The sequence below is a fragment of the Moorena sp. SIO3B2 genome (assembly GCF_010692525.1).
GTDB lineage: Bacteria > Cyanobacteriota > Cyanobacteriia > Cyanobacteriales > Coleofasciculaceae > Moorena > Moorena producens.
Genome location: NZ_JAAHHE010000188.1, coordinates 1 through 12,561, shown reverse-complemented (window position 1 = coordinate 12,561; position 12,561 = coordinate 1). Strand labels below are relative to the sequence as shown.

General features: G+C 43.0%; 9 protein-coding genes and 1 pseudogene. 6 read left to right on the top strand and 4 right to left on the bottom strand.

Annotated features, from left to right (window positions below; all coding sequences use genetic code 11):
- Nucleotides 1–54 precede the first annotated feature (54 nt).
- A pseudogene (locus F6K38_RS44415) lies at nucleotides 55–259 on the bottom strand (IS982 family transposase); the annotation flags it as partial.
- Between F6K38_RS44415 and F6K38_RS26760 the strand changes: the two are divergent.
- A complete protein-coding gene (locus F6K38_RS26760; RefSeq protein WP_131826981.1) occupies nucleotides 161–367 on the top strand; it encodes a hypothetical protein in 207 nt (68 codons plus the stop codon). The pseudogene F6K38_RS44415 and the gene F6K38_RS26760 sit on opposite strands and share 99 nt — an antisense overlap.
- Before the next feature lie 290 nt (nucleotides 368–657).
- A complete protein-coding gene (locus F6K38_RS26755; protein WP_287358091.1) occupies nucleotides 658–3,738 on the top strand; it encodes a DUF4407 domain-containing protein in 3,081 nt (1,026 codons plus the stop codon).
- A 292-nt stretch (nucleotides 3,739–4,030) separates the two neighbouring features.
- Here the strand turns inward: F6K38_RS26755 and F6K38_RS26750 are convergent, their stop codons facing one another.
- Nucleotides 4,031–4,156: a hypothetical protein gene (locus tag F6K38_RS26750; protein WP_267875562.1), complete on the bottom strand. Its 126-nt coding sequence runs from the start codon at nucleotides 4,154–4,156 to the stop codon at nucleotides 4,031–4,033.
- 181 nt (nucleotides 4,157–4,337) lie between these two features.
- Between F6K38_RS26750 and F6K38_RS26745 the strand changes: the two genes are divergently transcribed.
- Nucleotides 4,338–4,589 carry a hypothetical protein gene (locus F6K38_RS26745; protein ID WP_154659672.1) on the top strand — a complete coding sequence of 84 codons (252 nt, stop codon included), beginning with the start codon at nucleotides 4,338–4,340 and terminating at the stop codon, nucleotides 4,587–4,589.
- Between the two features lie 120 nt (nucleotides 4,590–4,709).
- Nucleotides 4,710–5,162 (top strand): pentapeptide repeat-containing protein, encoded by a 453-nt coding sequence (locus tag F6K38_RS26740; protein WP_008179508.1) that lies wholly within the window; start codon nucleotides 4,710–4,712, stop codon nucleotides 5,160–5,162.
- A gap of 725 nt (nucleotides 5,163–5,887) precedes the next feature.
- Here the strand turns inward: F6K38_RS26740 and F6K38_RS26735 are convergent.
- Together F6K38_RS26735 and F6K38_RS26730 are read right to left on the bottom strand one after the other, a co-directional pair.
- Nucleotides 5,888–7,912 (bottom strand): mechanosensitive ion channel domain-containing protein, encoded by a 2,025-nt coding sequence (locus tag F6K38_RS26735; RefSeq protein ID WP_287358088.1) that lies wholly within the window; start codon nucleotides 7,910–7,912, stop codon nucleotides 5,888–5,890.
- A gap of 78 nt (nucleotides 7,913–7,990) precedes the next feature.
- Nucleotides 7,991–8,575 (bottom strand): FHA domain-containing protein, encoded by a 585-nt coding sequence (locus F6K38_RS26730; RefSeq protein ID WP_287358086.1) that lies wholly within the window; start codon nucleotides 8,573–8,575, stop codon nucleotides 7,991–7,993.
- 435 nt (nucleotides 8,576–9,010) lie between these two features.
- On the opposite strand from F6K38_RS26730, the gene F6K38_RS26725 reads away from it, so the two are divergent.
- Together F6K38_RS26725 and F6K38_RS26720 are read left to right on the top strand one after the other, a co-directional pair.
- Nucleotides 9,011–9,928, top strand: coding sequence for a branched-chain amino acid transaminase (locus F6K38_RS26725; RefSeq protein ID WP_071103340.1), 918 nt, complete (start codon nucleotides 9,011–9,013; stop codon nucleotides 9,926–9,928).
- Nucleotides 9,929–10,287: 359 nt separating this feature from the next.
- Nucleotides 10,288–12,117, top strand: a complete 1,830-nt coding sequence (locus F6K38_RS26720) for a tetratricopeptide repeat protein (RefSeq protein WP_287265380.1) — start codon at nucleotides 10,288–10,290, stop codon at nucleotides 12,115–12,117.
- Nucleotides 12,118–12,561: the final 444 nt, after the last annotated feature.

The window sequence follows — 12,561 nt, the reverse complement described above, 5'->3', positions numbered from 1 at the left end:
AAAGGCCAAGGTCAATCGCTTCCCAACAGAATTCCGTAATCTTATATACTACTTTTTGAATCTAGGGAACCCAGAACCATGAAAAGCGATCACGATGGTCATCATCTCACCCTCGACTCATTCGAGAGCGACAGGATCGTTCCCCTGCAATGGAAGGTAATTGGGGCAACTGCTGCCAGTAACACTCAAACAACTGAAAAAAGTCGTCTACTTCACAGAACATACGGGTGATATCCAAACGCGATACAATATTGGTCATAGCTGGCTGAGACTCAATGGCTTCAAATCTAGTCGAGCGCCTTTCTTTCACCGTAAGCATTCAGCCGTCAGCCGTCAGCCGTCAGCCATTCCCGTAGCGTGGCCATAGGCCAAGGCTCACGCTATGGGGAGAAACTGTTACCGTAGCGTGGCCACAAGCCATTAGCTGATAGCATCTCAAGTAGCACCATCTGTAGCCCATTAGCTGAGAGCTGTTCGCGTAGCGTGCGCGTAGCGCTTAAGCTGAGAGCTGAGAGCTGAGAGCTGATAGCTGAGAGCTGAATGCTTACCTTTCACCTTTGTCCAGTTCCTCGAACTCACGTTCAAATAATAACGATTAAGGTAGGGAAAGACTATTATTTTAAATAACTAGTTAACTAATTAAGTGGAGTTTTTGTTATGGCAATTGATCGGGCACCTGGCGTTTATGTAATCTCTCAAGATGAGATGGGAATTGTTTATCAAAAGTTTGGTAGTCCTTTACCATCTAATCGTCAAATTGCTCTTAATGGAGAAATGGGTTGGCAGGTTGATACTCTTGGTCCTGGACGACATTTTCGCTCTCCGTTGACGTATAAAGTTGTCATACAAAAGGCTATACAGATTGATAAAGATGAAATTGGATTAGTAACAGCCAACGATGGTGATTCTCTTCCCACAGGTAAAATGTTTGGTAAAGTTGTCGAAGAATGCGATGACTTTCAAGATGGTCGTGCCTTTATCAAAAATGGTGGTCAACGGGGTAGGCAGTTAGGTATTTTAAAAAATGGTATTTATCGCCTTAATACTAAACTGTTTTCTGTTGAAATAAGGCCAATTACTTACATTAATGACTATGAAATTGGCTTAGTAGAAGCGAAAGATGGCAAGCCACTTCCGATTGGAAAAACCTTTGGTGATGCTGTTGAATGCAACAATTTTGAAGATGCTCAAGCATTTATTAAAAATGGAGGATATAGAGGCCAACAGTTAAAGATTATTACTACTGGCAAATACGCAATTAATACAGAACTTTTCAAAATTAAGAGAGTTGAACTTATCAAAATTGGAGTTAATGAAGTAGGGTTAGTGGAAGCAAGGGATGGTGAGCCACTTCCACTTGGTCAGAACTTTGGTAAAGTTGTTGAATGTGGCACTTTTCAGGACGCTGAAGCATTTATCAAAAACGGCGGTCAACAAGGGAACCAATTAGCAATTCTTCCTCCTGGAATTCACTACATTAATACAGAGTTGTTTAAAGTTCACAATGTACCATTAATTAATATTCGATCAGGGGAGATAGGGCTAGTTATTGCTCAAGATGGTGCTGAACTACCACCAGGACAAATACTAGGTAAAGCTGTAGATTGCGATAATTTTCAGAATGTTGAAGCCTTTGTCAAAAACGGTGGTCAACAAGGTAAACAGCGAGCAATTCTTACTGAAGGTTACTATAGAATAAACACTGAACTATTTACAGTAGTTACTACTGACAATGCCAAGCAATATGGACTGAAGCCAGAACAATTAAAAGTTTACAGAGTTGAATCAGGTAAAATTGGTATTGTTACCACTTTTGATGGTAAGCCCTTACCAGGAGGGGAGATTGCGGGAGCAGTTATTAAGGGACATAATAAGTTTCAGGAGCCACAGGAGTTTATTGAAAAAGGTGGCTATCGAGGTTTACAAGAAGAATTTATCGAAGAAGGTTTTTGGAGTTTAAATCCTTGGTTTGTGGAAGTTGAACAAGTTCCTTTAACTAATATTAAATCTGGAACAGTTGGAGTTTTAATCTCAAATGTTGGTAAGAATAGCCAAGCAAATCAAGAGCAAACTACTCATGGTTATCAGTTTAATATCGTTCCAATTGGGTATAAAGGGATTCAGAACATACCAATAGAAGCTGGAACACATCCTATCAATACAAGAGTGAAAAGTATAGTAATAGTTCCTGCCCATGAAATAACTTTGGAATGGACGAATAGAGATAAACCAGCAACCAACTACGATTCTAATTTGAAAACCTTAGACCTTCGCTCTAAAGATGGCTTTACTTTTAAAATTGAAGTCACACAGGTTATTAATATTACTCCAAAAAATTCTCCTAAAATGATCTCTCGTGTGGGTTCACCAAATGCTAATAGTTCTGAGCAATTTGAGGAACAAGGAGGAGTTCTTAGCTGCTTGTCTAATGGTGCGGTTAAATATAGCTCCATTAAAAACCTTGTGAATAGGGTATTAGAACCGATGGTTGGTAATTACTTCCGTAATTATGCTCAAGAATATAATGTCTTAGACTTCTTACAACAACGGGATCAAATCCAGGAACGAGCTACAGAAAATATCAAAAGTGCTCTTAATGCTTATGGTGTTGAAGCGGTTGGTACTTTTATAAACGAAATTGCCTTACCAGCTGAACTTCAACACCTAATACAGGCTCCAACAATTAAAGATAATTTAAATTCACTAGAAAAATTATTGCTATGGTCTGCTGGTGCAGATCATCATATTTTGGCCCAAAAAGAATGTTTGACAGAACGATATAAATATACAGCAATTGGTACCACGGTTTTGCTAACATCAACAACGGCTATTTTTTCCGGTGGTTATGCTCTTTATACAGTATTCGGTTCTGTAGCAGCTTCTTGTGTAGGAGGAATTTTTTGGAGTTTTATAGTTTTTAACTTAGATCGTTTTTTAATTTTAAGCTCTAAGAGAAAAAAATCGGAATCAAATTTAAAATTGTCATTTATTGCAGCAACTAGTCTTCGATTAGTAATAGCCTTATTATTAAGCTTTGTGGTGGCTAAACCCCTTGAATTGAGGCTTTTTGAAAAAGAAATTAATCAGAAAATAAAACAACAAAAAGATGATGCAAGAAAAGAAAAAGTTAGCGAACCAATAAAAGAATTAGAACAAGAAATTAAAGCCTTAAATCAAGAAAAAAACAAGTACAAAAATGAATGGGAAGACGCCGAAAATGTGGCTAATGCAGAAGCAGAAGGGACACAGGGAACAGGCCAATTTGGAAAAGGAATTGTTTATAAAGACAAACGAAATTATGCAGATGAAATAAAACAACAATTTATTGAATTAGATAATAAAGTTAAGGAGAAAGAGGAAAAAATAGATAAGCTTAGGCAAGAACGTAACCTGATTTTGCAGTCACCAGAGAGTAACTTAGAACAACTGAATCAAGAAATTGACAAAGAATCAGATGGCTTCTTAGCCCGTCTTGTTGCTTTAGAAGAACTATCTAAAGACGATCCGAATATTCGTAATATTAATTGGCTAATCACTGCCTTATTCGTCACTATTGAAATCTCACCTATATTAGTTAAACTTTTGTCTGGCAAAGGTCCTTATGATTATTTACTTGAGCAGAAAGAAAGTCAGGAAATTTATAATGAATATTTCCGCATTAAAAAAGAACAAAGACTTCAATTATCTGAAGGAGCATCAAAAAAATACATGAAAAAAATTCAGGAGTTTGAACAATAAATTACAAAAACAAAATAAGACTATAGCGTTTCTATCCTAATCAGGTACACAGGATTTTTTACCTCTTGCCTCTTGCTAGCTTGCCTATTACTTGCTCCCTGCTCCCTTTCAATCAAAAGACGATGTCTTAAACAATACTTCCTTTGCTATAGTACCCACATGGGAATGCAATGGGTCAGAGGATCATAAACAAGTATTTATACTCAGGACTTACGCGGTTAAGTTGATTTCGCCCCCCTAGCCCCCCAATTTTGGGGGGTAATGATGTCAAAGTCCCCCAGAATTGGGGGATTTAGGGGGCAAATGCGTAAGTCCTAATACTCAGTAAAGTCTGTTTTTTGCGTTCGCGTAGCGGCTCGTACCGAGCATCGCTTTTAGCGTGACCATTCGCGTAGCGTGGCCTAAAGGCCAAGGTCAATCGCAAAGTGCCCCAGAATGCGATCGCATAAGCGCGGAAGCTGAGGCCTTTGGGCCACGCTTTGCGAACGCTTCATCGCGTAGCGTGACAATCATGTCAATCGCTTCCCAACAGAATTCCGTAACTTATATACTACTTATTGAAATACGTAATCTGGGATAAACCTTTACCAAGATGACTCATGTCTGTCTATAGCAACGGGAACAGCGGATCTGGGAACAGCGGATCTGGGAGCAGGGAACAGGGAACAAAAATTCTCACAATTCATTTATGCTCTCAATATCCTTCTCTTGATGCATCGCTATTGCCTATTGCCTCTTGCCTCTTGCCTATTGCCTCTTGCCTCTTGCCTATTGCCTCTTGCCTATTGCCTCTTGCCTCTTGCCTATTGCCTATTGCCTCTTGCCTCTTGCCTCTTGCCTTAAAACCATAAGCAATCTCCCTCAAACCTTGCTGACAATTGCCCTATATTTACCTATTCACAACTCTCACAGAGATTGATATAGTTACCCTTGTCAGCAACTTTTAATCAAAAGGAGGATTAGAGCGATTCATGAAGTACTGCAAGTACTTTCTACACCTGGCAGCCTTTCTACTAGCACTAACTATTCTAGTGTTGCCTCTGCCAGCCCAAGCCCAAAGCGCTGCCACCATTAAAGCTACCTTTGCAAACACTGATTTAAGCGGTCAGGATTTATCCGGTCAAGACTTCCATAACGCTGTTTTTAGCAGTGTCAATTTACAGTCAGCCAACTTGAGCAATGTTAACTTTAAGGGTGCGAACATTACCAAAGTTAATTTCACTAATGCTAATCTACAGGGAGCAGATTTTAGCTATGCATTCATTAATGTATGTAACTTCAAGGGAGCAAATATTACCGGCGCTGACTTCACCTTTGCAATTTTGGATTCTAAGCAATACCGGGAGCTATGCAAAAATGCTTCTGCTACTAATCCCATAACTGATACTGGTGTTGATACTCGCTACTCTTTAGGATGTTATTGAAACTAATTTAAGTATTCAGCGGTCAGCGGTCAGCAGTCAGCGGTCAGCGGTCAGCCTTCAGCGGTCAGCCTTCAGTGGTCAGTGGTCAGTGGTCAGTGGTCAGTGGTCAGCCGTTGGCCTTTGCCTGTAAGTTAAAAGCTAATAGCACCTCAAGTAGCGTGCGCGTAGCGCTAATCGCTGATAGCTAATAGCACCTCAAGTAGCGTGCGCGTAGCGCTAATCGCTGAATGCTGATAGCTGATAGCTGATAGCTGATAGCTGATAGCTGAAAGCGCTAATCGCTGAATGCTGATAACTGGTGTTGATACTCGCGATTCTTTAGTATGTTATTGAAATTAATTTAAGTATTCAGCGGTCAGCGGTCAGCAGTCAGCGGTCAGCGGTCAGCCTTCAGCGGTCAGCCTTCAGTGGTCAGTGGTCAGTGGTCAGTGGTCAGTGGTCAGCCGTTGGCCTTTGCCTGTAAGTTAAAAGCTAATAGCACCTCAAGTAGCGTGCGCGTAGCGCTAATCGCTGATAGCTAATAGCACCTCAAGTAGCGTGCGCGTAGCGCTAATCGCTGAATGCTGATAGCTGAATGCTGATAGCTGATAGCTGATAGCTGAAAGCGCTAATCGCTGAATGCTGATAACTGAAAGCTGAAAGCTGATAACTGAAAGCTGAAAGCTGAAAGCTGAAAGCTGAAAGCTGAAAGCTGAAAGCTGATAGCTGATAGCTGATAGCTGACCTTAATTCTCATCTAGATAAAAACGGTAAAACAAATAATCATCTCGGAAAGGATGATCATCTGCAACATGATGAATAATACCTCGATTAATCAGTATCTGTCCAATAGTCACTGCATCTTCCCGAGTAGAATTACACCGTTTCACCAACCAATCTACCGCTTCTGACCCAACAAAACAGCATCCATAGCTATTGAGACGATAGCGACGGTCTTTAATATCCAACCCTCCTGGTTGACGCATTTCCTCCACTAAGGTTTCAATGTCCAGTGTTACCATATCCTCTTGCAAAGGAGCGGTAGGGTAAGAGTCTAGATCTACCTCATCCATCGGCTCTAGGAAACCTGAAACTAAGGAATCCTGGGTGGGCGGCTCAGACTGATACCCATTAGGAATATAGAGTTGGTTTTCTGGCGGTTTTGGCTGACGCTCCCCCAGCCAAGCCATGAGCAATTTCTCTAACTGAGGCGATCGCACATGGAGGTCCCGTTGAGGAAATGGTATATGGATATCATAGCGACGCAGACTTTTCTCAATCCGGTAGTTCAAGTCACTCTTGATTTTAGGCTGTCGCTTGGGGTCTCCAGTCCAGACCAACAGCTCAAACTTGAGGGAACTCTCACCAAATTCCTGAAACCAAACTTGGGGATAGGGCCTCAGTAACACTTCCGGGTGACTCTTGGCAGCTGCCAAGAGTGCCTTCTTGACCTGCTCCACATCAGAGCCATAAGCCACTCCTACTGGAATCTTGAGCCGGGAAATCGGGTTACCGTGACTCCAGTTAATTACCTCAGTTTCTAAAAAGCGGGCATTGGGCACAATTATTGTCACTTTATCCAAGGTGCAAATTTCTGTACTGCGGGAACCAATTCGCTGCACAGTTCCCACCAAATCGTTTACCTTAATAAAATCCCCCAGTTGAATCGGTCGCTCTAGGGTGATAATTAAGCCACTGATAAAGTTGTTAGCAATATTTTGCACACCAAAGCCAATCCCCACCCCTAAGACACTAGCAAAAATGGTTAGGGAACTCAAATCCAACCCAGAACTTTGGAGTATGATAATCATGCCCAAAAACGTCAGGACATACTGGGTCAGGAGAGCAATCACGTCTTGCACCCCTGAATCAGCGCCAGTTTTACCCAAGATGTAATGCCTGAATAGCCTGGTGAGGGCACTAACCCCAAACCATAGCACAACGGTTAATACCACCAACAGCAGCACTTGGATCGCAGAATATTTGCTTTCTCCCGGACCAATTACAGGAGACTTGAGGAAGTTTAACAGTTCATAACGCCAACTGCGAACTTGGGGAAATAGATCACTAATAGTTAAGATAACTGTAGTCCACAGGATAACCTGTAAACCTAACAGGGCTGCCCCGAGAAATAATTTGGCTGGGTCGTGCCAAGGGAAAAAAGGAGAAGCGGGATTCCCTAGCCAGGAGGTCAGTTTCCGCAAGGCAAATTGCCTGAACAAGCGTAACAGCAAGTACAACAGGATTAACAACACCAGCACTATGCTTGTAAACCTTACTGCCTGACGACTATAATCTGGCATGCGCTGTTGTTTGCCCTGCCGGATTGCCCTTTCAATCAGCTTCTCCCATTTCTCGGCTTGCTCAAGAGGATCAGTATCAGGAATTTGATCTGCCTTGGTAATCGTGACTATAATGCGCTCGGTAAACTTGGTACGAAGAATCCCCTCGTTTTGCCCGACATATTCAATGTCCACATATTCAGGTTTTTGTAGAGATTTCACCTCCTTTGCTAACCGCTGATTGATCAGCTCGGCTCGCTCAGTAGCGCTAAAGTTGCCAGCGTTGCCCACTTGAAACAACTCAATACCATCCACCACCACAGGAGCTTTCTCCTTACCATTTGCCAAGAATTCCTGTGCTAAGGTAGAGGCTGGTAATAGGGTGAGCAGTAGGGTAAGTACACCTAGCAACACCAATCCCAAGCAACGCCGAAGCCTAGCTCTTGGGAAAGGGTTAATGGAAAATCGAACATTTAGAAGAGATTCCATAGGTTACGTTCTATTTAGCTCTCATTTTCCATAACTATTGAATCTCATGGCTAAAGTTGAGGTAACTAGTTGAGGTAACTAACTGTTGTGGACTACCCGTTCTAAATTTGTAGAGGAATCGTTTTTCTCATCTTGCATTCCCGGTTTTAACCCCTCCAGCAGACCGCTGACCACGAACCAAGTGCCGACTCCCATTATTAACAGTACCACTAAGCCAATCAACCAAACCACAGGTTTATTCTTGGGCAGAGAGTTAGAAACACTTTTCTCACCTAATAGACTCGTCTGGTCAAAGTTCTGTGCAGTGGCGTTCAGGTCATTTTCCCGTTTCAAGGTCGCTGTAATCTTGTACGGACCAATCCGCAGGGTGTCCTTGCTTGAGAAAGGTTGAATACCAGAGCGAATCTTCCGCCCGTTAATAAAGGTGCCGTTGGCGCTGCGGTCAGTAATATAGAGTTGGGTATTAGCCACTGTGATCAGGGCGTGATACCGGGAAATTTCCTTGTCAAGAAGTACCAGATGAGACACAGATTGACCTGCTAAGTGTTCTGGCAAATGGTCATTTTCTCGACCAACAGCAATGGGCGGTCTCAGAACAGGTTTCTTTAACTCGCCGGTTTCTGGGTCTTCCCAGGTCAATTGAATATAAATCGGTTCAGCCAAGATTTCACTCCTTGTAACTGGAACATCGTGGATCAGTGCGGGTGCATCTCATCTTTGAAAATGTTCTGTAGGGTGCGTTAGGGGAGCTCGCCCTAATTTTCAGCCTCAACGCCCGGGTTAGGTTGCTGCCCGTAACGCACCATCGGGTCAAACAACAAAAGTGAGATGCACCTATCAGTGCTGAGTAGGTCAGTGGTGAGTGCTGAGTTTTGCTTAGCACATGAAAAAGTTTTTGTCAACCATACCCACCGATGCTCAGGGGATGATAACAAGGGTGAAACTTAGATAGGGTGTCCGGTGTAGGGTTTTGGGTAGGTCGTGGGGAGGAGCCAGTTCCTCCTGACGGGGTGACAAGAAGGCTAAACCCCATTGAGACCATGCTGTCAGCATCTCGTTAAACTGAGATAAATTAATCTTGAAGCACTGATTTTAACTATGCCTGATTTTTTGCCCATTGCTTACTTTCAGAACAAATTTGTCCCTTTCGCTGACGCCAAAATTTCCATTGCTACCCATGCCTTGCACTACGGCACGGGAGCTTTTGGCGGATTACGCTGTCTCCCTGACCCAGAAAACCCACAGCAATGTTTACTGTTTCGGTTAGACCGCCATTGCCAACGTTTAAGTAATAGTGCCCGGTTATTACACTACAATTTACCTCCTGATAAAATCGAGACTATTATCGTTGAGTTTATCAAACAAAATAAACCAACTACATCGTTTTATATCCGCCCTTTTGTCTATACCTCAGATTTAGGAATTTCCCCGAGACTGCATAATATTGAAAAAGACTTTTTTGTTTATGGATTAGAATTAGGAGATTATTTATCTCCTGAGGGAGTTAGCTGTCGGATTAGTTCATGGTATCGACAACAAGACCAAAGTTTACCCTTGAGAGGTAAAATTAGTGGAGCTTATATTACCTCTTCCTTGGCGAAAAGCGAAGCAGTAGAGTCTGGCTTTGATGAAGCCATTATGATGAATTCTGATGGAAAAGTATCGGAAGCTTCTGGGATGAATATCTTTCTGGTCAGAAATGGGCAGCTGATTACCCCTGGATTCGACCAGGATATCCTGGAAGGAATTACTCGGGATAGTATTCTAACCCTTGCTAAAGACATGGGCTTGCCAACTATACAACGACCAGTTGATAAATCAGAACTATTTATTGCTGATGAAGTATTTCTGAGTGGAACAGCGGCAAAGATCACTCCAGTTAAACGAATCGAAAACTATCACTTATCTCCAAACAGACCAATAACTGAAAAGCTCAAGGATACCCTAGCAGCAATTACCGAAAATCGGGAACCAAAATACAAAGACTGGGTGTATACGGTTAAAATTAATAAATGAACTAAACGTCAGCATTCAGCCGTCAGCGGTCAGTCGTCAGCTTATTTTATTCAAAAGCACCGATCTAGTAGCGTGGCACAGGCTTCGACCCTGGGACTTTCCCCGTAGCGCATTAGCTGATATAGCAGTCGCCAGGGCAGTTAGGACATGACAAAAGTCTCACACCCTTTGTAAGCGCAAGAGTTTGACTTCTGACAAATGACTTCTGACAAATGACTTCTGCTATAGCTGTTCGCGTAGCGTGCGCGTAGCGCATTAGCTGATAGCTGATTGCTTAAAATTAAAATTAAACTCCGGCTTATAGAAACCTGTAAACCTGTAGCGACTTCTGGGATAGGGAGTAGAATCAAACCTCAACCATGAACAATCAACCGATAAATTCCCCAAACACCCTAGGCGGTCGCTACAAAATCATCAGCAAGCTGGGAGCAGGTGGCTTTGGTCAAACGTTTCTGGCACAGGACTTGCACTTGCCAGGAACTCCCCAATGTGTGATTAAACAGCTAAAACCCCAGGTGACGGATCCTGAGTGTTTGGAAATTTCCAAACGCCTATTTGAGCGAGAAGCCCAAGTCCTCTACCAGCTGGGTAACCACGATCAGATTCCCCAGTTGCTGGCGCACTTTGAGGAAAATCACGAGTTTTATCTGGCGCAAGAATTTATTGATGGACAACCCCTCAACCAAGAAATCAGTCAGCCTTGGGAATCAAATCGAGTGATTGGTCTGTTGCAAGATATTCTACAAGTCCTAGTATTTGTCCATGAGCAACGTGTGATCCATCGTGATATCAAACCCCCAAACCTAATCCGCCGCCGCAAGGATGGTAGAGTTGTCATGATTGATTTTGGGGCAGTTAAGCAAGCTAGCACCCAGATTATCGATCCCGAAACCGGGCAAACCAAAACCATTGCTATTGGCAGTCATGGCTACACCCCCAAAGAACAGTTCGGTGGCAATCCCCGTTTTAGCAGCGATATCTATGCGGTGGGTATGGTAGGTATCCAGGCATTAACCGGAATTCATCCCAAGTTCCTGAAAGAAAACTCCGAAACAGGGGAAATCAACTGGCGCGATCGCATCCAAGTTAACATCCAAGTTAACTCAGAATTAGCGGATATCCTGGACTGTATGGTGCGCTATGACTTCCGTGACCGCTATCCGACCGCAGTAGAAGCGTTTGCAGCAGTTCAGAGGCTAACTGCTGCACCAACAATAGCTATGTCTGCTACAGTTCCGGAAGAGACTGTTTCTGTTTCAGCAACATCAGCACAAACCCAGGCCAGATCAGAGATCATCCCAAGATGGTTAATGAAGCCTTGGTTAATGATTACTGTGTTAGCAGGGATGGGTATCGGTATTGCTGTTATCGGTACTAAGACTTTTCTAGTTCCCAAACCTGTCACTCAAACTGACAACATTAGCGATACCGTTGCGGAAACCTCGACCACCACCTCTGAGTCAAAACCTGCAACTCCAGCCGTAGTTAGCAACACCCCTGAAATTACTACTACCAGCTCAGTCGAACAAACTACTCCCGGATCCGATACCGAATCAGCTGCTAAATCGACATCCTCTACCGAAACACAACCAACTGCAACAGAATTAAACAGCCAAGGGGATAGCTTGCGGCAAGCAGGAAAGTACCAGCAAGCACTGATGACTTACGAAAAAGCGATTGGCCTATGGCCACGCTACGCGAACGCAAGCAACTCAAATTTAGCAGAAGCTCATTGGGGTCGTTGCTATAGCCTGAATTCCTTGGGGCGTACTCAAGAAGGACTGGCTGCCTGCGATCAAGCCCTTGCCCTTAAACCTGACTACCCCGAAGCATTGTGGAGTAAAGGTGCAGCTATCGAATCCCAAAACACCCCAACAGCCATAACTCTAGCGCTAACTTTATACGAGAAAGCGATCGCAATCAAGCCCGATTTTGCTGACGCCTGGATTAACCGAGGAGTAGCCCTCCATAAACTCGGTCGCTACAGGGAGGCCATAGAAGCATATAATCGGGCAATTAAACTCAATCCTAATTCTGCTGATGCTTGGAGTAATCTAGGGGCAGCCTTATGGGACGTTGGTCAATTGGATCAAGGGATCAATGCCATGGAAAAGGCGCTTCAAATCCAGCCGAATCACCCCAATGCTAAGAATCTGCGTCAGCAGGCAAGGGAAAAATTAGGTCGTTGATCACTCATACCGAGTTGCATTCAAAGAGAGTAGATTGGTTGGATAGGGAGATAGGGAGATGGGGAGATAGGGAGATAGGGAGATAGGGAGATTGGCGGAAGAGAAAGTTGTACGTTTGACCGCAACTTGGTATCAGGAAATATAATTATTTGATAAAGATCAGAGATTTATTTAAATATCTGATAAAGATTTTGGGTTTTGGTCTTAGAAACGGGAAAATCCTCTACTATTACGTTTAATTGCTATTAAGCATTAGAGCTGATAGCCCTAGGGATTAAATACGAAAATCTAACACTTTAGCAAAGGGAACAGCGGATCACCGGAACAGGGAGTAGGGAATATGGCATCAAAATTATCTCAATTCCTACACGGATTGCTATTTCCCCTAATGCTCAAAACTAAATTCACAGAATACTAGGATTGCGCTCACAATCCCTAATTTGA